The organism is Carnobacterium sp. CP1, from assembly GCF_001483965.1.
Lineage (GTDB): Bacteria > Bacillota > Bacilli > Lactobacillales > Carnobacteriaceae > Carnobacterium_A > Carnobacterium_A antarcticum.
The window spans coordinates 2,135,836-2,155,846 of record NZ_CP010796.1 but is presented as its reverse complement, the minus strand read 5'-3'; the positions used below and the strand labels follow the sequence as shown (position 1 = coordinate 2,155,846).

The 20,011-nt window shown below is 36.9% G+C and carries 20 protein-coding genes and 1 riboswitch; of the genes, 4 read left to right on the top strand and 16 right to left on the bottom strand.

What is annotated here, in order from left to right:
- Positions 1 to 25: 25 nt before the first annotated feature.
- A riboswitch (Lysine riboswitch) is annotated at positions 26 to 207 on the bottom strand.
- Between the two features lie 222 nt (positions 208 to 429).
- Complete coding sequence (locus NY10_RS10205) at positions 430 to 1,302, top strand: SDR family oxidoreductase (protein WP_058919848.1); 873 nt, start codon at positions 430 to 432, stop codon at positions 1,300 to 1,302.
- 204 nt (positions 1,303 to 1,506) lie between these two features.
- Entirely contained in the window at positions 1,507 to 2,373 is an 867-nt protein-coding gene (locus NY10_RS10200; RefSeq protein WP_058919847.1) for a hypothetical protein, read from the top strand.
- 49 nt (positions 2,374 to 2,422) lie between these two features.
- Here the strand turns inward: NY10_RS10200 and NY10_RS10195 are convergent, their stop codons facing one another.
- A complete protein-coding gene (locus NY10_RS10195) occupies positions 2,423 to 3,091 on the bottom strand; it encodes a DUF421 domain-containing protein (RefSeq protein ID WP_058920312.1) in 669 nt (222 codons plus the stop codon).
- 286 nt (positions 3,092 to 3,377) lie between these two features.
- Here NY10_RS10195 and NY10_RS10190 point away from each other — a divergent pair, with 286 nt between their 5' ends.
- Positions 3,378 to 3,641: a YrhK family protein gene (locus NY10_RS10190; protein WP_058919846.1), complete on the top strand. Its 264-nt coding sequence runs from the start codon at positions 3,378 to 3,380 to the stop codon at positions 3,639 to 3,641.
- A gap of 144 nt (positions 3,642 to 3,785) precedes the next feature.
- On the top strand, positions 3,786 to 4,883 hold the full coding sequence (locus tag NY10_RS10185; RefSeq protein ID WP_058919845.1) for an AI-2E family transporter: 1,098 nt from the start codon (positions 3,786 to 3,788) through the stop codon (positions 4,881 to 4,883).
- A gap of 91 nt (positions 4,884 to 4,974) precedes the next feature.
- On the opposite strand, the gene NY10_RS10180 is transcribed toward NY10_RS10185, so the two are convergent.
- From NY10_RS10180 to NY10_RS10110, 15 genes are all read right to left on the bottom strand, one after another.
- A complete protein-coding gene (locus NY10_RS10180) occupies positions 4,975 to 5,580 on the bottom strand; it encodes a VanZ family protein (RefSeq protein WP_058919844.1) in 606 nt (201 codons plus the stop codon).
- A gap of 238 nt (positions 5,581 to 5,818) precedes the next feature.
- A complete protein-coding gene (locus NY10_RS10175; RefSeq protein WP_058919843.1) occupies positions 5,819 to 6,091 on the bottom strand; it encodes a hypothetical protein in 273 nt (90 codons plus the stop codon).
- 163 nt (positions 6,092 to 6,254) lie between these two features.
- Positions 6,255 to 7,658: a hypothetical protein gene (locus NY10_RS10170; protein WP_058919842.1), complete on the bottom strand. Its 1,404-nt coding sequence runs from the start codon at positions 7,656 to 7,658 to the stop codon at positions 6,255 to 6,257.
- A 78-nt stretch (positions 7,659 to 7,736) separates the two neighbouring features.
- A complete protein-coding gene (locus NY10_RS10165; RefSeq protein WP_058919841.1) occupies positions 7,737 to 9,704 on the bottom strand; it encodes a bifunctional metallophosphatase/5'-nucleotidase in 1,968 nt (655 codons plus the stop codon).
- Between the two features lie 236 nt (positions 9,705 to 9,940).
- Positions 9,941 to 10,282, bottom strand: a complete 342-nt coding sequence (locus tag NY10_RS10160) for a zinc ribbon domain-containing protein YjdM (RefSeq protein ID WP_058919840.1) — start codon at positions 10,280 to 10,282, stop codon at positions 9,941 to 9,943.
- Positions 10,283 to 10,458: 176 nt separating this feature from the next.
- Positions 10,459 to 11,436 carry a DUF1002 domain-containing protein gene (locus tag NY10_RS10155; RefSeq protein ID WP_058919839.1) on the bottom strand — a complete coding sequence of 326 codons (978 nt, stop codon included), beginning with the start codon at positions 11,434 to 11,436 and terminating at the stop codon, positions 10,459 to 10,461.
- A gap of 203 nt (positions 11,437 to 11,639) precedes the next feature.
- Complete coding sequence (locus NY10_RS10150) at positions 11,640 to 12,323, bottom strand: YjjG family noncanonical pyrimidine nucleotidase (RefSeq protein WP_058919838.1); 684 nt, start codon at positions 12,321 to 12,323, stop codon at positions 11,640 to 11,642.
- A 29-nt stretch (positions 12,324 to 12,352) separates the two neighbouring features.
- Complete coding sequence (locus NY10_RS10145) at positions 12,353 to 13,540, bottom strand: MFS transporter (protein ID WP_058919837.1); 1,188 nt, start codon at positions 13,538 to 13,540, stop codon at positions 12,353 to 12,355.
- 95 nt (positions 13,541 to 13,635) lie between these two features.
- Positions 13,636 to 14,217, bottom strand: coding sequence for a hypothetical protein (locus NY10_RS10140; protein WP_058919836.1), 582 nt, complete (start codon positions 14,215 to 14,217; stop codon positions 13,636 to 13,638).
- A 308-nt stretch (positions 14,218 to 14,525) separates the two neighbouring features.
- The gene (locus NY10_RS10135) at positions 14,526 to 15,167 is read right to left on the bottom strand and encodes an HAD family hydrolase (RefSeq protein WP_082664232.1); all 642 of its coding nucleotides are present in this window, start codon (positions 15,165 to 15,167) and stop codon (positions 14,526 to 14,528) included.
- Between the two features lie 91 nt (positions 15,168 to 15,258).
- The gene (locus tag NY10_RS10130; RefSeq protein WP_058919834.1) at positions 15,259 to 16,383 is read right to left on the bottom strand and encodes an NADH-dependent flavin oxidoreductase; all 1,125 of its coding nucleotides are present in this window, start codon (positions 16,381 to 16,383) and stop codon (positions 15,259 to 15,261) included.
- 444 nt (positions 16,384 to 16,827) lie between these two features.
- Positions 16,828 to 17,337 carry a P-loop NTPase family protein gene (locus NY10_RS10125; RefSeq protein ID WP_058919833.1) on the bottom strand — a complete coding sequence of 170 codons (510 nt, stop codon included), beginning with the start codon at positions 17,335 to 17,337 and terminating at the stop codon, positions 16,828 to 16,830.
- 14 nt (positions 17,338 to 17,351) lie between these two features.
- Positions 17,352 to 17,909, bottom strand: a complete 558-nt coding sequence (locus NY10_RS10120; RefSeq protein WP_231726734.1) for a peptide transporter — start codon at positions 17,907 to 17,909, stop codon at positions 17,352 to 17,354.
- Between the two features lie 295 nt (positions 17,910 to 18,204).
- Positions 18,205 to 19,014, bottom strand: coding sequence for a peptide ABC transporter permease (locus NY10_RS10115; RefSeq protein WP_231726733.1), 810 nt, complete (start codon positions 19,012 to 19,014; stop codon positions 18,205 to 18,207).
- A gap of 214 nt (positions 19,015 to 19,228) precedes the next feature.
- Positions 19,229 to 19,990: a MurR/RpiR family transcriptional regulator gene (locus NY10_RS10110; RefSeq protein ID WP_058919831.1), complete on the bottom strand. Its 762-nt coding sequence runs from the start codon at positions 19,988 to 19,990 to the stop codon at positions 19,229 to 19,231.
- Between the last annotated feature and the right edge of the window lie 21 nt (positions 19,991 to 20,011).

Genomic DNA, 20,011 nt, shown 5'->3' with positions numbered 1-20,011 from the left:
TATTCATTCATACACTTCAATACCCTTTGTTGATAGTCCTCCACAAATTCATACCTGAAATTTTGTGACAGTGCTGAGCATATTCTGCTCAACCCCAGCAATCAACAGTTTGGCTCTGTCGAACACTTCGGCGATTTCCCCTTTCCAACTACTTCATTGTGCCCTCTCAATAGTTGTACTCTTAAAAATCGCGCCTCTATCTTTACTTTAATTAATTTGTTTTTAAAAAGCTACCTTTCTACTATACGATAGTTCTTAAGATTTGGCATTAATTCTATATGGATGCACATCAAATTCTAATCTTTTTTTTGTTAGAGAATCATTTTGTTCCCTTTGCAATTTTGCCTTTAAGTTGATTAACTTTTTAATCAAGCGTAGACTATTTATAGATCAGTAAACGCTTTCTGTTTAAATAAGGAGGATACAATAATGAAAATCTTAGTCACAGGCGCCACTGGTATGCTGGGTAGTAAAGTAGTAGAAGCTTTGTTAAAAAAAGGAGTCCCGCCCGAATCTATTGCAGTTGCTGTACGTAACCCTGAAAAAGCTGAAAATTTCATTTTACAAGGAATCGATGTTCGTCAAGCTGATTATGAAGATCCGCTTTCTTTAGAACAAGCTTTTACTGGAATTCACCGTTTATTATTGATTTCTTCTCAAGGCGATGATGATCAACGTATTTTGCACCACAAAAATGCTGTTTTCGCTGCCAAAGCGGCCGGTATAAACTTTATTGCGTACACCAGTATCAGCAAACCTGAAAACAGTCATTTAAGCATCTCCCATGTTCATCGTGTAACAGAACAACTCATTCATGAAACAGGGATTCCTTATGCGTTTTTACGAAACAACTGGTACATCGAAAATGAAATAGGTCTTGTAGAAACCATCTTAGCTGGCGAACCGTTAGTTACTTCCGCTGGCAATGGACGCGTCGGCTGGGTCCCGCGAGTTGATTACGCCGAAGCTGCTGCGGTTGTTTTAGCTGCCGACGGCCATGAAAATAACATTTATGAATTAACGGGCACTCCCCAAACGTATGCTGATATGGCACAGATTTTATCAAGTTTAGCAGATAAAGAAGTTCCTGTTTTACAAGTAGAGGATGACGCTTATCGTCAAACTTTGATTGATCACAACACTCCAGAAGGGTATCTCGATTTCTATGTAGAAATCCAACAAGCGATACGCCAAGGAGACTTGGATGTCGAGAGTGAAGATTTGCCGCAACTGCTCAATCGCCCTGCGATCACATTGCAAGAGTCCTTAACGGAAATTGTCCACAAACTTAAAGAACACTAAACTATTTTAAACTAAAGAAGGCGTTGAAAATAAACTTTCTTTATTCGTTTACCGCTGCTCTCTTCATTGGTGTTCTAAAAAACAGATGGTTGGATATCCTTATTTTCAACTTCTATAATAGGGTGTAAGGCAGTTTCTTTAAGATTCGTCCCTGTAATTGATTCACTGACCGTACATTCTAAGCTAAGAAAGGAAGAGTTCTTTATGAAAAATAAGAAAGTATTTTTGCCTGCATTTATGACACTGGCTGTGTTAGCAGGATGTTCAATGAACAATAACGCTACGGAACAGCAAGCAAGCAGTGCTTCTTCTCAACTAAGTTCGCAAGAAACAGCTAGCCAAAGCAGTCAATCGGAAAGCTCTATCGAAGAAAAATCCAGCAGCGAAATGACCAGTCAGTCCAGTGACAGCGCTGCAGAAAATCCGGGCGAACAAGCGACTGACTTGACTCAACAAGAAGTGCTTGAAGCCATTGGAAATGAACTGTATACTGATGCGCCTATTAAATTGCCCAAACAACTTCCAATGAAAGAAGGAAAACATTTGAGTGCAACCACTTCTTCTAAATCCGGTATGTATGCGATTGTTTTCTATGAAAGCGATGAACCTATTCCTATCAATAACCAACAATTAACAGATGGTACCAGTTCAGCTGAACAAATCGCTCGATTAACCGTTCAACAGTACCCTTCACAAAAAGAAGCCGATGAGCAAATAGCCTACCAAACATTCAGCGAGCAAGGCGGACAAGAAGTTGATCTAGGCTATGACATCACTGGTTACCAAGACGCAGGGGCCGGTTCTGTTTATACAGGTTGGAATGAAGGACAGTGGGCGCTAGCTTCTCATGCGAGGACCGAAAATAGCGAACAAGGAGTTGCATTGGCAAAAGAAGCTGTAGAATTTTTAGAAAATAACCTGCTTCCCATTCCTGATCCGCATGGGTTTGCTCATCTTGATGTTGAACAAGGAGACAACCGTATTCTTTGGCAAGATGAAATGACCGTTTATACTATTGATCAAGTGGTTAATCCAATAGATGCCCTCATGATTGCTGTCGCATTTGACTAACATAAGTTCCTATCCTTTTCTAAACGAATCAAGGATAGGAGTTTTTTTATTAACCATCAATTTTATAGGGCTCTTTCACTGACTCTGCATAAGTCTTCCAGTATAAACCGTGTTCCCTTGACCATTCTGCGTATGCAATTTCAGTTACCTGAGATTGGCCTTCTTCTTTTAAAATGTCTAATAACCAATCTTTAGTTTGATGGATACTTAGAAGAGCTTTCTCATTGATTGCTCCTTCATCTATTAAAAGGATAGTGAGCACCGCGTCTTCTTCTTCATTTCTCATCACACTGATCGTTCCTCCTGTTTCAAGAATCACGTATTTTGCTTCTTTCAAAGAAAAACAATTTTGTTGCCGCATCATCGTTCTCAACTGTTCCATTTCTACATGGTTGCTATTTAATCCTTTTATATTCAGTTGCCCGTCTTGTACTAATATACACGGTTGGCCTTTGATCCATTTATTGATGGTAGAATTTTTTTGAACAAGGGCCTCGATAATATAAATCATCACTCCCCATACTGTCAATGCCAGAAAAAAATGACTTAACTTGATCTTTTCATCATAAATCGTTTCTTCTAAAAGACCGCCTAACACTAGAGTATAAATCAAATCGAATGGCGTGATATCGGACATACTTTTTTTACCTAATAAACGGGTAAAAAGCAACAGTCCAACTAACCCAAAAGCAACCTTTAACACAATACTCCCATACATAGCAGATAATCCTCTCTTTAAGCCAATATTTTTCAAACGGTATTCTCCCTTCTTTATTCTAACCTTTCTACTAGAAAAGTACTATCGAAGCGACTGAGGTGTTTGCTGACCCGGTCAGCTCAACAGCTTTATTAACCAATGAGCTGCTCTATTCGAATGAACAGAGCGAAATAACCCGAGTTTATTTTAAGAATCTGTTAAACTAATGTTACCTCTATCGCCGCAACCTAGGTGTGTGACTGCCAAAGAACCTAAAGAAAGAAAAGTGAATGAAAGGATGAGCATTATGCCAAAAATCAAGCGTAAAGAAAACGACGTTGAAATTGTATCTAAGCGTTTCAAAATTTATTTCCAGAAGAAATACCAAGTTATTTCCTTAACGAACGATGTTATTACTGGGTTAATGTTTATTGCTGGGAGCTTATTGAACCTTTTTGGAGCTCCTGCTATTTATGGCAATGTTATTTATTTACTAGCCAGTATCTTCTTAACCATACGCCCTCTCCTTAAAATTTTCCGTCATACTTGGATTTCTAAAACAAAGAAATAAGCAAACAAGAGAACGATTTATGGTTTATTGATTGTTTTCAATTGCTAATTAATGCAGAACAAACTGCTAAATAATGTTACTATGGAAGGAGATGAGACGATAAACGGTCAGTTCGATCAGAGCTGATTTAAAAAGGAGACTGGCATGAATTATTTTAAAAAATCATCATTATTATTTTGGACTCTATGGCTATTAGCAGTAGCTGCTATTATTTATATAGCTTCTCAAATCAGTTTTATTTTCCACCCTATCTTTATCTTGTTTTCTACGCTTTTTATACCTATCTTAAGCGCAGGCTTTTTATTTTATTTACTAAATCCCTTAGTCAAACTTATGCAAAAAATGAGAATCAAACGCCCTTACGCCATTGTTTTGATGATGATTTTATTTATTGGCGGAATGATCTCTTTTATCATTAAAATTGCACCTGCCTTAATGGAACAACTGACCGAATTGGTTATTAATATTCCAGTTTTAATTGAGAATATCGAAATTCATGCTGAAGATTTAAAATTGCTTCCAGGACTTACGAACATAAATGTCGATGAAACATTGACTCGTTTGAATCTTTCTCTTGATACCATTTCAAAAACGATTTTGTCTAGCTTTACAACGAGCATCAGTTCTATTATTTCTACCATCACTAGTGTAGCCATTGCCTTGATCACTGTTCCAATCATATTATTCTACATGTTTCATGATGGCGAGAAATTTAAACCTGCTGTTGCAGCGATTTTCCCTAAAAACTTTCAAAAGCATGTGTTTGAATTGCTCCCCCAGATAAACGACGTCATCTCTTCTTATATCAGCGGCAAAGGATTAGCTAGTATTGTAGTGGCTATCTTGATGTATTTCGGTTTTTTAATGGTCGGTATACCCTACACTTTGCTATTGGCTATCATTAATGGCGCAACCAATCTTATCCCTTACATCGGTCCTTTCATTGGTGCAGCCCCTGCTTTTATTATCGGATTAACGATTTCTCCTGGGACCGCTTTTTTTGTTGCTTTAGTCGTTTTTATCGTTCAGCAAGTAGACGCTAACTTTTTAACTCCAAAATTTGTCGGAAAATCTCTAGCGATTCATCCGTTAACCATTATTTTTATTTTATTAGTAGCAGGAAAAATGTTTGGGATCGTTGGAATCATCTTCGGAGTCCCAGCTTTCGCAGTGATTAAAACAATTATCGTCTATATTAAGGACACTCGAACAGCTGCCAAAGAAATAAAAAAACCAAGGTAGAAAAACGACCGCCATGCTGAAAAGCTCTCTTTATTTCCAACTGTTTAATGGAAATTAAAGAGAGCTTTTTTGACAAGTTTTAAAATTCTACCTATTTAGTCATCATTCGCTTAACAAAACGAGCATTCATAAGTTGGTACCCTACGAATAATCCCATATAATTTAAAAATAGGTCACTCACATTAAAAGACCCTATGCCTACTATGTATTGAACAAGTTCTACTGAGAATAAAGGAACAAATGCTTTTGCCACTATTTTCTTAAGGTTGAATCGCTTCAAATAAGAACCTAAGGGAACAAAACAAGCTAGGTTAAAGAACGGATCCACGCCACTGCCGCTTAACAATTCTCCAACAAAAGCTAAAGGGTTTAACGTCGTTCCTTGACGGCTTGAACTGTTGAAAAACAAAAAGCCGATCAAGGCTATCAAATACACGAGTGAAGAAAGTTTTATGTTCTTTAGACTCTTTGTACGGTAAATGATGCGATAAAGGGTTCTTGCTAAAAGAAAAGCCAAACACAAAGATACCATTAATGAAATAATGAGGCTATCTGGCAAGATGTAAATCGGCTTTAAATATAAGGCCAATTTCTGTTGAATGATGGTTTGGTAAAACCAATTTATCACGAGAAAACTGATGAGCATTAAAAAGATGAACACACGACGTTTATTTTTCTTTCCTTTGAATAGTTGCATAACCTTACTCCTGTCGTTAATTTTGCAGCATAATTTCTTACTCCATAGTAGCATGGGCATTCACAAATGTGAACAAAAAAAGCAAACAAACGTTCTCGAAAGTATTCTGCTTTTATTTATACTCAGTAATCGCTAGTTCCATTTGGCTATTAGCTTTTAAAGTTTTAAAAAAACAATAAAAAGCTCCTAAATTTAGCAGATGACCGCTTTAGTTTAGGAGCTTTTAGGGTTCTTGTCTTTAATTATTTTTTTCTTCCAATAAACTTATTAAAGTTTTAGCATCTTCAAAAAACTGACCGTCATCATCCTCTTGAACGAATTCCAACATGAAATATCGAGCTGGTTGTTTCGCTTCACCGGCAGTGATGCGATTAGCATAATCGACTTGGTCAATTGTTTTAATGTGCTTCTTCCATTCTATTTTCCCTTCGTTTAATGGCAAGCCTTCTAATTCTTCCCACTCTTTTTTTATAGGTTTAAGGTAAACTTGATCAATCATTTTTTTATCCATAACAAATCATCCTTTTACCACTGTCTCACCTCGTTGTTAATTTTAACGTTCATTATTTCTTTATGTTTTTAATAAAAAGCTTAGTAGTTTATTTTAAAAAAACCAACTCTAATTTAAGAGATGGTTTTCCAACTAGCTTAGAGACGATGTAAACTAAGCTAGTCTAATGTTTGTATAAAAATCCTCCCATGCTAATAGCTCCTAGCAAAACAAGGATAGGTAAGGGCAGAGAACTAAAAATAGAAGAACCTTTATCTACTGATTCATTATCCGTTTCTGGATCTGTTTGTTCTATTTGCTCTTCAATGCTGCTTTGAGATGAAAACACAGTTCCCAGCTTATCAGATTCAAGCATCTCATTATCCCCATCAGATTCTTTCACTGGCGCTTTTGGAGTACTCTCCTCGATTTGATTACTCATGAGTTCTGTCGCTGCCTTTGCCCTTAGCGGCTTGTCGATAACTGAGCTGCTACCAACCTCTAAATCTGCTTTTTTTTCTATTTTTGAAGAATCAATGATGGGCTCATTTTCTGATTCGATTTCTGGTTCATTCGCCGGTTCTGTTTTCTCAAGTTCAGCAGGTTCTTCTAACAATACAAACTGCTCAAAACTAGCATAACTGCCTTTCGCATCCGTTATTGTAAAAAGAATCGTGTCGTTTTCTGTTAGTTTTCCTAAGCTGCTGAAATCAGCTGAAAAATTTCCTTTTTCATCAGACCTAACTTCAAGGATAAGATCTTTAGGCGATTGACGGTTTTCAACAGCAATAAGGGCATTTGAAATGGTTTTTCCAGTATAGGATGTTGTCGTAGAATAAATATCAGGTAAAATTGTTTCTTTTTTTATTTTATCGCTTGCAGCTTTCCATTCTTCTGTGGGTTCTGAAACTATCTGATCCAGTATGCTGGTCGTTCCTTTAGATACGATCACAAATTGAATAGCTTGCCCAATTTGAAGGGTTTCATCAATAAAAGACCACTGAAATCCTCCGGAAGAGGAATCTGATTTCACAAATGACTCGCTCAACACACCGTCTATCAATAAACGAATGGTGCTGCCCGGAACAGTGCGTCCTGTATATTCTTTTGTATAAGGATAGAGGGCTGGTAACGACGACGCTTCTTGAAGAGCTGTTTCTTCTTCTGAAGGGGTTTGGTTCATGCCCATGATTTCTGAACCGGTTGCTGCTGGCAAAATGCTTTGTTCTAATTCTGTTGTCCAGTCCGTCGACTCATCTAAAATATAAAAACGAATGGTCTCACCAATAGTAAAGTTAATCGTTCCAAAATCGATGGCAAACTTGCCTGTTTCGTTTACAGGCACTGCTGTTCGTGTTTCTTCTCGGTCGCTAATTTGATAATAAACAGTTGTTCCGACTGCACTCTTTCCATTGTAAATTTTAGTATTCTCATGGATAGCGGGAAGAAAGATGGATTCTTCCACTGTTTTTTCAGACTCAGCGTTAAACTGAGTAGGTTCTTGGCCCCAAACAACCGGACCAGAAATACTAAAAACAGCTAAAAATGTCAGCAAGATTGCCAACCGGTTAATTTTTATTTTTCTCATAGTGTAGCGTTGCCCTTTCTTAACTCAGGATAGTGAACGATTTGCTGAAAAAAGGTTATGCTTCTCAGTAAACGCGATTTATTTTTTTACAGATTCTGACTCTTTTAGTACCTGCGCTAATTTTTGATAAAAATCTCCTGTCGTTTTCACTTCAGAAAATGGTTCTTCGCTTACATTTGCTTTTAAAGCTAATTTTTTTACCATTGGTTTTGAAATAGGATCCGTTACATTAATGGATTCAATATTGGTCCCTTTTCCATCTTTTGTACTCGGTATTTCTATAATTCCTTTGTTAGCTAAGTAAACTACTGCTGAATAGGCAGCTGATTCTGTGTCGATTCCGACTATTCTCCAGTTGGTTTGCAAGTCCGGTTTATACTCGCCTTTTTGGACTTCCTGCAAATAGTGAATGGCTAAATTACGAATGGAACCTTCTGTTGCTCCATAAGCACTTTCATCTTGCGAAGCCCAAATCTTTTTAAATTTTTTCCCTTCAAATAGTTCTCCTTTTGAGCGAAGAAATTCCATTCGATCTGAGTTCATACCTAAGGTTAGCTGATCATCTGATTTAATTGGTGTTCCGTCTAACTTCCGCAAGTGTTTGATCCTGTGTCCAGGTTGTTCTCTTAAGTCAATTTCATATTTAACGTTTCCGAAAATGTCATTTGTCCCTTCTTCAGCTGAACGGCGCGATTTATCGAAACTAATAGTGACATCTCCTGAGCGAGCTGTATTGAAATAACCAGCGGCCCATTCCATATACTCTTTCAATTCTTTACCGGTAACTCGGTAAACCGAAACATCCCCATCTGCAAATTGGTAATTGTACCCAATATCTTTTTTTCTGATTGGGCCTCGATCTAAAGAAGCTTGATCATTATCGATTTGATGGGCAACAACGTCTGCTTCACTATAGTAAAGCATCACTTCATGCAGAAAATCGGTTAAAGGAGTTTCTTGGATCTGTACGGTTGGGATGCCTTTAATCACATCTTTAGGGACTAAATCCGTTCCTTTTAATTCCGCTATGACTTTATTGGATTCTGCACGAGCAATGTCATGATAAGGTTTTAGTAAGGTTTCCAACTCTTTATCCGATTCAGCAATGCTTCCATCCGCAGCTACAACGGGAATCACCGTTGCGTCCTTCGCTTGTAATACCCAGTGATCACCTTGGTGCTGAAACGTTAAATCAATCCGAGAAAGATGTGTCCCGTAGCGGTTAGGCTCGGTCACAAGTACACCGTTCACTTCTTCTTTTTCAATCAGCACATGATCATGTCCTGCGAAGACCGCATCTAATTCAGGGACTGCGTTTGCAATATCTTTGACGCCTGTTTCTGGAACTCCCAATTCATTTTCCAATCCCATATGAACTAAACCGATGATAGCATCCACTTTTCCATCTAATTCTGCAACAGCTTTTTTAGTTTCTTCGATCACATTTTTGATGACTACACCATCCAAATGGTCCGTATCTTTTTCATATTCAGTAACCATTGGTGTGACCATTCCGATGATACCAATTTTGATTCCTTCTCGTTCTATAATGGTGTACGCGGGTAAAAACCGTTCTCCGTTTTCTTTGTAACTATTTCCCGCTAGTTTAGGCCCCTTATATTGGCTAGTAATTTTTTCTAATTCATCCAATCCAAAATTAAATTCATGGTTTCCCAATGCCCAAGCATCGTATCTCATTTCATTCATAGCCACCATCAGAGGTGATAGAGATTGATCATTGAATACTTCAGCGTAATTATCTTGAATCGTATCTCCGGCATCTAATAAAATAGTATGCGGGTTTTCTTCTCGAACTTCTTTGATTAGTGTTTGTAGTTGCGTTAAACTGCCTTCTAAATTAGGTTCGTCGCTTGCATAGTCCCAAGGCATAAAACGTCCATGAATATCAGAAGTCGCCAACAGTGTGATGTCGATTTCCTTTTCTTCCACATTAACACGGCCTTGTATAAAAAAGAAGCCTATTCCGATACCTAGTATAATAGCTAAAGCCAATGGTGTGATTCTATTAAATACATTTTTTTTCATGATTGTCCTCCTGCATTCGTCAGGTTTTCTTATCTTGTTTTAAAAAAACAGACAGTTCCCATTTTAACATATAAATGTCTATTTTAAATTTTTCTTGCATAAATCTCAGCAGATTTTTTGAAAGAAAAACAAAAAAACCAAAGCCGTTTAAGTTAAACGAAATGGCTTCGGTTTTTGCTGCTTCACTGATATTAAGTAGTTGGGTTAGACTGCATTTAATGGGTTTCCTTTTGACACTAAGCTTTTTTTACAAATTCCGTTTTCAATTGCATGGCTCCAATACCCTCGACTTTACAATCAATATCATGGTCGCCGTCAACCAAACGAATATTCTTTACTTTGGTTCCTTTTTTTACAACGAATGAAGTGCCTTTTGCTTTAAGATCTTTAATAACGATCACTGAATCTCCATCCATTAGTTTGTTTCCATGTGCATCTTTGAACTCTTTTTCACTTTCGTCTGTTTCAACAACTGTATCTAAAGCCCATTCATGGCCGCATTCTGGGCATACTAAAAGGCTGCCGTCTTCATAAGTGTATTCTGAATTGCATTTTGGACAATTTGGCAAATTAAACATGTATCATTTCCTCCAATTACTATTGCTACTTATATAGTGGCATACCCTTGCTAGGTTGGCAACGTTCATTTTACTTTCAACTCCATTAATTGAAGGTAAAGTAAAGCTCCGCCTAAAGAAACAGACTTTGTTTCCTTAAACGGAGCTTATTAACATTTATGAAGATCTTCAAAAATTTAATTAAAAAGCCCAACAATAGCATCCCAGATTTGTTTGAAGAAGTTTCCGATTTTATCGGTTAATCCGCTATCTTCTGCTTGTTGAACGACATTTCCAATTTTATCTTTGACCGTTTCTGATAAATTTTGTAATTGTTCTTTTACTTGTTGTGAATCAATGGCAGAAGTTTTTTGGTATTTTTCGAATAAAGCCATCAACTGATCGATTTGTTGTTGAGTCACTACATTTTCAAGTTGGTTGTTGGCTAAAGCTTCATCAATAATTTGTTTGATGTCTTCTTTCGTTGCCAATTGACCTTGCTGCTCTTTCAAGTCAGCCAATGCTTGTTTGATTTCAATAATCGCTTTGTCGAGTTTAGCTGAATCAAAATCTGAGTTTTCTGCATTCTCTTGGGCGATTTCATTCGTTGTCTCCAATTCTTCTTGGGCAACTTCCATTCTATCTTGATCCAACTCTTCACCATTGACATCAAAGGCTTTATAAATTCCAGTCAATGCACTTTCACCTGTTACTGGACGCACGCTGGCTACCATGATCTTAGCATCGTTTACCCCAGCAGTGATTGCTGCATTGGCGTATTGTTCTTGAGTGATCTCTGAGATGTTTTCTGGCGTTTCAATGGTTACTTTGACGCCCGTTCCTTCATCTTCTTTCTGCACAAGTACGGATGAAATCATATTAGCGGTATTGCCGGAACCAGTGTTTAAGTAATGTTGCAAATCTTTTCCGGTAACTGCGACACTTGCCACATTATCCAAATCCTTGATATTCAATAATTGTTCGGTTTCTTTGATTTGAGCTTCTGATAACCCGCCGCCGTAGACAAAAGTCGGCTTGCCCCATTTTTCATTGACAACTGTTGTATCGATTCCATTACTGGCTGCATCTACGCTGGCCGAGTTGGTTAAAGTTCCGCTCCCAACTAAACCCACCATCACTACTGCTGCTAACCCGATTTTCTTTAGTTTATTCATATGTCCCTCCGTTGGTACTTTTTTGTATTCTCATCTTATCGTATCTTTTTTATTCTATCATCCTACTTTAGGCTGATTAAGAAATCCATAAGGAAATCCCTATCTATTTATTAGTTTACCATTTTTCCTCGAAAAATGAACCGAAAGGCTTTAAGCGGATTTCATGTCTCCCTACCTATCTCTGTTCCAGTTAAATAAGTATTTTATAAAATTTGATAGAGGTCTTCAATTTTATGAATCTCGTAATTAGGATGGATTCCTGTCTTATTCGCTTTCTTTTCAGGATTGAACCAGCACGTATCGATTCCAGCTAATTGGCCACCCTTGATATCTGACGTTAGAGAATCTCCTATGATCAACGCATTTTCTTTTGAAAAGTTGGGGATGCGGGCAAAAACATAATCAAAATAAGCTTTCATTGGTTTTTGGTAGCCGGTATCCTCCGATACGAAAATATCTTTAAATAGCGGATAAAGACCAGAATCTCGTAACCGCCTGTATTGTGTCTTGGAAACACCATTGGTTACGATGTATAGATTGTAATCTTTTTTCAATTCGTGAATTAAATCAAGTGCTCCTACGATCAAATCGTGTCCTTCATTTAAATAATTGCGGTATTTTTGTTCAAATAAAATTCCATCAACCTCTTTTTCAAATTCTTTAAACAACGTAGAGAATCGAGTATTCACGACTTCATCGCGTTCAATTTTGCCTTCCTCAAAAGATGCCCATAGGCTTTGGTTGATAAGGGTATACCGTTTTTCCATTTCTGCCGTTAACGCTAATTGCTGTTCTTCAAAAAGCAAAGCCAAAGCTTGTTTTTCTGTTGCGCCAAAATCAAGCAGCGTATCGTCTACATCGAATAATAACGTTTGATAATTTGCCATTGTTTCACTCACTCTTTCGTATTTTAAATTTAAATTTCTGTTTCGACAGAATAGAATAACAGCAGACAGCCCATTGCAGCACCCAGTACTCCAGCTATTAACATCATAGTGACATTCGTATGATCCAACAGCCACCCTCCTAAGCCATTGCCAAATACACTTCCTAAAGTCGTGGCGCCGATAACTAACGCTTGTCCTTTCACTTTATCCTCTGTCTGCATCAGCTGGTTAACATAGTAAGCAGAAGCGGGAACGTAAATAGCGAAAGAGAGGGCTTGAAACAGCTGAGCAAAGTTGATCATCCAAACTGTGCTGGAACCCAAAAACAACAGACTGCGGATAACAAAGAAAACGCTTGAGATTTTTAGTAATCGACTGCTTTTATATTTAGTGGCTAAATAACTGAACCCTAACATAGCTGGCAGTTCTACTGAAGCCGCTATTGTCAAAGATAAGCCGAAATCACTATCTTTTCCACCAAGACTAGTCATAATTTGAATAAGGTAACTGTTAATAATGGTATGAAAAACAAAAAGAAATACAATAGCCATTAAAAAAAGGATAAAGCGGTCGTATTTTCTGAAAAAATACACAGAACTTTCTTGATGTTTTGCTTCACTTTGTTGAAGAGAAACAGTTTCTTTAGTTAATTGCGCTTCAGTTGTTGGAAAAGTTAATACGAGAAGCAAAAAAAGCGAATATAGCACAATGCAAAGTATTGGGATAATAGCTGCACTGTAGTCGTTAAGAGCTCTTCCTAAAAAAAAGGAAATAAATGCAAAAGAAAGAGAACCGATTCCCCGTGCCAACCCATAATTTATTTCTAGCCCCTCGTTGATGTGTTCGAAAATCAGCGAATTAAGCAGCGGTTGCACCGTTAAGGTTAATGACACTACGCCAATGTACAACACTGTGCTTAGCAGAAGGTTACCGGGTTCAGCGATTAAGCCAATCAATAAAATAATGTTGATTACTGCTATAGAAGAAATAACCCTCTTTAGAGTTAGGTTGATGAGCTTATCAATCAGAAACCCAAAAGCCGGCTGTAAAATAACCGAAAAGATATTTACTAATGCTAATATCAGACCGATTTGCTGGTTTTCAAAGTTTTGGGCTAGCAAATACACCGATGCAAATCCATAAACAGCGCAAAAGCTCATCCAATATAGACTCTGTAATCCGGCGTATTTTAACGTTAACGAGATTTGTTTAGTCATGTTTTTTCCCTTTCTAAACTACCTTAAAGCTCTTTATTTTTCCTGCATAGCCTGTAGTAGTTGTAGTAGTACATACAACCTTATTCTCTTGTGTCTTAGTGGTGTTCTTGACTCTTGTCAGCCATTTCTTGTTCTATTCCTTCGTCATCATTAATTTCTAGCGAAGCTAGTTTTCCCTTTTCTTGGCTTTCGGCTTGCCCTGTAATAAGAACAATTTTTTCTTCACCGTCATCCGTTATACAAATTAACTGAACATCAAATGTATAATGATGTGGATGATCTTCATCTTGTGTGACATCAATTTTATCGATAATTAATTGGTACTCTGAAGCCTCCGCCCCGATAGAATAGTTGAACGCAAGCTCATCAATAAACTTCTCGTAACCTTGCTCTGTAAAATAATCGCCAAATCTTTCTTCTAACAGAGTATCTAATGTCCCCGTTTCTGGTTCTTCCCGTTCATCAGAGGCTGCCTCAGAATTAACCAGGTAATAGTATTCTGCAAGAAGTTCTTCATCTGGAGCGTTTAAAGTTTGTTGGAGCACTCTTTCAATCGCTTGGACCGTTTGATCCTGGACTACTGCTTCATCATTTTTTGCACCGCTGGAACACCCTGAGACCAGAATTGAGATTAAGCTGAAAAATCCTATTGCAATAAAGAATTTAGTCTTTTTCATACTGCTACACACTCTCCTTTTGTGCATTGTTCTATAGAGAGACAACTAAAACTGACTGTTGCAACTCTATACTTTTTTCATCTTTTTTTACATTTTCCGTCTTCTTTTCTTCACATTTCATGTTTATACCACAGAAAGAAACTAAACCAACCTTTTTATTTATTCAATTCCCCAAATTGAATTTTTAGCTTCACCCCCTTTTTAGCCTTTGCTTTGATTAGCAGAGGCTTTTTTGTCGTCATTAGCAAATTGGCAACTAACAAAATACCGCCTCACTTTCCTTAAAGGGGGGCGGTAATTTTTCTGATTTAGTTTTTTAATTCAGTAATCACTTGTTTTAATCGCTGGATTTTCCCATCGGCAAGCCCTTGGTTAAAATTAAATCGGTTATCTTCTTTAGCCAAAACATACATTCCTGCTGCTTTGCCTGCCATAATACCGTAAGTAGAATCTTCGATCACAAGACATTCGTCCGGCTGAACCTCTAGCGCCTCGGCAGTTTTTAAATAAATTTCAGGATTTGGTTTTGATTGTTCAAACATCTCTCCACTTAATACAGAATGAAAATAATGTTTAATGTTGCATTGTTCCAAGACTTCTTGGATATCATCATAAGATGAAGAAGAGGCTAATCCTATTTTATACTTTTCTTTGGTCAACCATTCCAAGACTACTGTAATATCTTGATCGACTATTTCTTTAAAGTCAACCGGCTTATTTTCATGAAACTCGTTGTATTCTTCTTCGTACTGGTTTTTATCCAGTTCTTTGCCCCAGATACGCTGAATGGCATCCCAAGTATCGACAGAACTAGACCCTACGATGTTGTCTAGCTCTTCAATCTCCGGGTGTATATTGTTGTGTTTAAAAAACTCATGGAGCCTTTCATAATAAACCGGCTCTGTGTCTACTATGACACCATCCATATCAAATATTACAGCTTTGATCACAGTTATCCCCCTTTTAAAAATTGTATTTAACTCTTAATGTTATTTTAGCATAAAGAAACTGGAAAGCCCTAAAGGAAAGACACCCACGGCACTAGTCTTCAACAATCGGAAGCCAACCCGGTCTGCTTTCTACGTATTCCCACATAGCATCCGGCAGCATTAAATCTGCTCTATCTTGGGGACGAATTTCAGTACGAATAAATTTTTCATTTCCTTCTCTGACTTTTTTGATCCAATCCGGCTCTACAATTGCTTCACGCCCAATGGCGATAAGCGGAATACCTAATGCCAACGCATCAATTGCCTCATCCGGGGTTTGGATCAACCCAACACCAATGATTGGAATATCCTTTCCAACTTTTTCTTGAATGATTTGAATGACCGGTTTCTTATTCTTTTTATCGCGCATGGGTCCTTGCATTACGTTGCCAACTGAAACATGGAAATAGTCCAGCCCTTGCGTTTTAAGTTTTTCCAGCAATTCCAACGTATCCGCAAGCGTAATACCTGGTTCTTCCATTTCTTCTGGGGATATCCGGTACCCTAAAATAAAAGGTTTTTCAGCATAGGTTTTAACAGCTTCTTTTGCTGCTTGTACAACTGCAAGCGGAAAATTCATCCGTTTTTCACGTGTGCCTCCCCAATGGTCGTCTCTGCGGTTCGAATGCGGAGAGAAAAATTGTTGTATGAGATAGGTATTTGCTCCATGAAGTTCAACACCATCAAAACCAGCTTGAATAGCTCTTCTCGTTGCTTCGCCATATGCTTTTATTAGCTCACGGACTTCTTGATCCGATAACGCTCTTGGTGTTTCTGCAAAATCTCTAAGCGCCGGTACCGCACTAGCACTTACCGGTTGTTCTCCTCTAAGTGTGCTGCTTGTGCCCATCCGTCCGACATGGAAAATTTGTAAAATCGCTTTAGCCCCTGTACTCTGTATCGTCTTGGCTAATTTCGAAAGACTTTCAATTCGATTGTCAGAAGCTGCACTAAATGACCCGGCAAATTTCCCGTTTTCCATCACTTGTGCACAAGAAGTGATCACTGCACCTAAGCCAGCTGATCTGCGTTTGTAATACAACAATTCATCGGTCGTCACCATACCGTTTTCAAAAGCTGAATTGGTAGTCATCGGCGCCATCATGACACGGTTATCTATAGTTACACCTGATGCAAATGTGAAAGGTTCAAATAATTTATTGTAATTCGAATTCATTGTTAGCCTCCTGATTTTTTATAAGTAACTAGTCTAGTTCATATTACGTCAAAATAGCTGCTTTTTAAAGAAAAACGAGTTTTTTCTGGTTTTCTAAAAAAACTGAATTATTAATGATTACAATGGAAGATCGATAGCTGGCACCTTTATTTAAAATAAATATATATTTTTGCGGTAGCTCGTCCCATTTTGACTCTGTTAGGACAAAACCGACATATTTTTGCGATAGTTTGTCTCATTTTCACTTTTTGGGACAAACTTGCCCTGCCCTAAAGACAGAAATAATGCAGAAAAGAACCTTTATCCCAAACTAAAATTTAATACTTATCCCCAATATGTGGATAAGTAAGCTGGTTTATCCACATATTGTTAACAAGTTTCCGTATGATCCAACAAAGTTCAATACAGTTAGTATCTCTAAATCAATTTTTACATTCAAATTCATTAATTAATTGTATCAAGATACTGGTTTAGTTCTTTGGTATTCTTTAAGATCACTATATTATTTTTGTCTTTGCTGTGTTCATTCAAAATAGCCAGCAAATTTTTTCGCCTTTTAGGAAAATTCCAAACATATTTAAAAAAAGAAAAATCGAAACGTTCAAAGCACCCTTCTGCCATATCAGGACGAGTACGCCCATAGTATTTAAAAGAACGTTTAATCGCTCTGAACAAATAAAGAGAGCGAGGATAATCAAGAAAAATAACTTGATCACAATGTTGTAACCGTATGGGAAATGTAGAGGAATAATTGCCTTCAATGATCCACTTTTCATTAGTTGAAATAAGATGTGTGACTTTTTCTACTAATTCCTTTTTTTCGATTTCGACCCAACCAGCTTTAAAAAAGAGCGAGTCTAAATGTGTGACTGGAATATCTAATTTATCCGACAAAGTTTTACCAAGGGTAGATTTGCCAGATCCTGATGGTCCTACAATAACTATTCTTTGCATTTGAACACCTCTCCTCAATCTTGTTTAATCGGCTGGCTAAAAATCTTGACCATTTTAAATAAAATACTCATAAAAAGATATGGAATCAACAATAAAAACAAATAGTTAATGACCATTATTTGCGGGCTGTGATCAGAAGGTATGATTTGCGTATTTCTTAGACCGGTCAATAGTCCGCCTGTATTGAATTGAATCTCAATAAAAAGCATCACTGAGATCATTTCTAAATAAATAAATTTCATAATGCTTTCTAAAAATGTTAATAAGTTGGGGATAACATAGGAAAAAAATAATTTGCATTTAGGATATCCCAGTGATTTTGCGAAAATAAAATAATTGGAACGGTAAACATCTTTGATATATGGAGTCATATATTTGATTAAAAATACAATGGGGAAAATACTCAATATAATTAATGGGACGACTATCGCTGGCTCTCTAGGCGTGCCAACTGTTTTAAATAGATAGATGGAAGTTGCTTTATAGATGATCACACTGAACCAATGGACAAAAAGCACTATGCCAACAACGGGCAAACTCTCAATATCTTCCAAATACCTTATGAGTCTCATAATCGATTTATTCTTCAGCCTCGGAAAATAATAACTATACACAATTAATGAAAATAAGGTTATCCCCAGACTTGCACTGACCAATTTCAATGTGTAGTTGCCATTGACCTGTTGATAACTTGTGGATAACTCGGAAAAATTACGATATGTAAAGATTTGCGCAACGGTTTCTTTAACTGTATCCAGAAATAAACCTGGTTTTCTCATACTGAAAGGCAATGAATAACTTAAACAAACCAGTAAAACAATACCAGCAGGTAGTGTAATGAGTGAAATGGATTGCTTTATAATCTTTCTAAATAGAATGATTTTGCATCCCTCCAATTAAAGCTCGTTTGATTCCATTAAGCAAGAAAACTAGACCAATATAAAAAGCTAACGGAACGAGGACTGTCCAAGGAGTACTGGCTAGTCGATTAATATTCTGCCCAATCAATCCGCTCCATTCGTTAGATATGGTTACAGTGTAGTTGGTGCTTGCGTCTAACTGCGTTACCAATGAACCGCCTAGATACAATTGAAAATAAGCTAAGTAGATAAAAAGAGATAAATTTTGCGTTAGGACTTTGAAAAACAAATTTAATGTAAGTTCTATTAATTGTGGTTTAAAAGAATACCTAACCGATCTAAGTTTAGAACTGCCTAGCGTTTGACTGGCAAGGGCAAAATCTTGTTTGAAAAGAAAGGTTAATTCAGCATGGTAAAGTTTAACTAAATTTGGAAGCCCGACAAGAAATAAAATAAGCAGTTGAATCAGCATAAACTCCAGGTTAGCTGCCGGTTGAACGTCCTCTGCACTAAATAGTAAGGCATGGTAATAGGGTCCAATTAAAAGCAGTAATAAAAAGGGCTTAGGAATCAATGTAAACAGCTTATCCAAATACGAAAAGATAGGCAACAACGCTGATCCTAACTTATAAAGGGTCAGAATACTTAAAAATAAACTGATTAATATTTGAGCGCTACTTAACAACAAACCAATAAAAAAAGTGTATTTAAATCCCTGAATGACTTTAGCGAAGATCGTAAATCCTAGAATGTCCGTACCAAATGGCGGAACTTCAAGAGGGGTAAAAGGCGGATAGCTTAATGCTCCATTTATCATTGTCTTATCTACCCGAATCGTGAGAAGTTTTGATACTAGCGGTTCATATAAACAACTGAGCAGTAAAAAAACCAATACAATTGAACACAATATCCACAATGTTATGTTTTTCTTTTTTAACGCTAGCATATAAAAAATGATCTCCTCCTTTTTTTATCAATGGAGCTTACTTTTTCAGCCTATCTGATTCGGAGAAAGTAATCGTCTCCTTCATTTATAACTTACCCGTTTGATAAAATTTGATGTATTCTCTAATCAAGGAATCGGTTAAAATAAAAACTGGTAAAAATGAAAAAATTTCTATTCCATTTAATAAAGCAGGCGTGCTTTGAAAATATAAATTATAGGTAGCTAATGAAGCTAAACTATTGTTCTTCAGACTAGTGATGGATAGAATATCAATACCATTAAGAGTCAAAACATTCATTTCATTTTTCACTTCTTGAATGTCTCCGCTTAAAGACACCACAATCAGCAAATCACCTTTAGTAAATGTTACTTTTGAAGCTATCTCTAATTCTTTTTTCGAAGAAAGAACAATGGGAAATTTTTCTACTACGATCAAACTTCTTCTTAAATCCGAAAGAACATCTCTTTGCCCCCAGCCAGTACCGTAACAAAAAATCCTTTCAGCCTGGTGAATCTTTTTGATTATCGGTTCACAATTTGTTTGGTTGAACAACTTTAGTGTATTGGTGATATCTTCTTTTTGTGTATCGCTAAAGTTTGAAACAGTTTGATCCAATTCTTTTTTTGTTTCATTTTTCAAACTATATTTAAACTCGCTATACCCAGAGAACCCAATTTTTTTTACGAGTCTGGAAATGGTAGATTTAGAGGTTAAGGTTTCTTGAGCTAAGGCAATAATGGTCATTCCTTTGCACTTCTCTTTATTTTGAATGATGTAAGACAGTATCTGTAAATCGCTTTCATTCAATTCACGATAATGCTGGTTAATTAAAGCTTCTAAATCCACTATTGATCTCTCCTTATAAAA

Coding starts and splice junctions, on each gene's coding strand:
- NY10_RS10205 (WP_058919848.1), top strand. CDS start 430: ATGAAAATCTTAGTCACAGGCGCCACTGGTATGCTGGGTAGTAAAGTA.
- NY10_RS10200 (WP_058919847.1), top strand. CDS start 1,507: ATGAAAAATAAGAAAGTATTTTTGCCTGCATTTATGACACTGGCTGTG.
- NY10_RS10195 (WP_058920312.1), bottom strand. CDS start 3,091: ATGTATGGGAGTATTGTGTTAAAGGTTGCTTTTGGGTTAGTTGGACTG.
- NY10_RS10190 (WP_058919846.1), top strand. CDS start 3,378: ATGCCAAAAATCAAGCGTAAAGAAAACGACGTTGAAATTGTATCTAAG.
- NY10_RS10185 (WP_058919845.1), top strand. CDS start 3,786: ATGAATTATTTTAAAAAATCATCATTATTATTTTGGACTCTATGGCTA.
- NY10_RS10180 (WP_058919844.1), bottom strand. CDS start 5,580: ATGCAACTATTCAAAGGAAAGAAAAATAAACGTCGTGTGTTCATCTTT.
- NY10_RS10175 (WP_058919843.1), bottom strand. CDS start 6,091: ATGGATAAAAAAATGATTGATCAAGTTTACCTTAAACCTATAAAAAAA.
- NY10_RS10170 (WP_058919842.1), bottom strand. CDS start 7,658: ATGAGAAAAATAAAAATTAACCGGTTGGCAATCTTGCTGACATTTTTA.
- NY10_RS10165 (WP_058919841.1), bottom strand. CDS start 9,704: ATGAAAAAAAATGTATTTAATAGAATCACACCATTGGCTTTAGCTATT.
- NY10_RS10160 (WP_058919840.1), bottom strand. CDS start 10,282: ATGTTTAATTTGCCAAATTGTCCAAAATGCAATTCAGAATACACTTAT.
- NY10_RS10155 (WP_058919839.1), bottom strand. CDS start 11,436: ATGAATAAACTAAAGAAAATCGGGTTAGCAGCAGTAGTGATGGTGGGT.
- NY10_RS10150 (WP_058919838.1), bottom strand. CDS start 12,323: ATGGCAAATTATCAAACGTTATTATTCGATGTAGACGATACGCTGCTT.
- NY10_RS10145 (WP_058919837.1), bottom strand. CDS start 13,540: ATGACTAAACAAATCTCGTTAACGTTAAAATACGCCGGATTACAGAGT.
- NY10_RS10140 (WP_058919836.1), bottom strand. CDS start 14,217: ATGAAAAAGACTAAATTCTTTATTGCAATAGGATTTTTCAGCTTAATC.
- NY10_RS10130 (WP_058919834.1), bottom strand. CDS start 16,383: ATGAATTCGAATTACAATAAATTATTTGAACCTTTCACATTTGCATCA.
- NY10_RS10125 (WP_058919833.1), bottom strand. CDS start 17,337: ATGCAAAGAATAGTTATTGTAGGACCATCAGGATCTGGCAAATCTACC.
- NY10_RS10120 (WP_231726734.1), bottom strand. CDS start 17,909: ATGAGACTCATAAGGTATTTGGAAGATATTGAGAGTTTGCCCGTTGTT.
- NY10_RS10115 (WP_231726733.1), bottom strand. CDS start 19,014: ATGATAAATGGAGCATTAAGCTATCCGCCTTTTACCCCTCTTGAAGTT.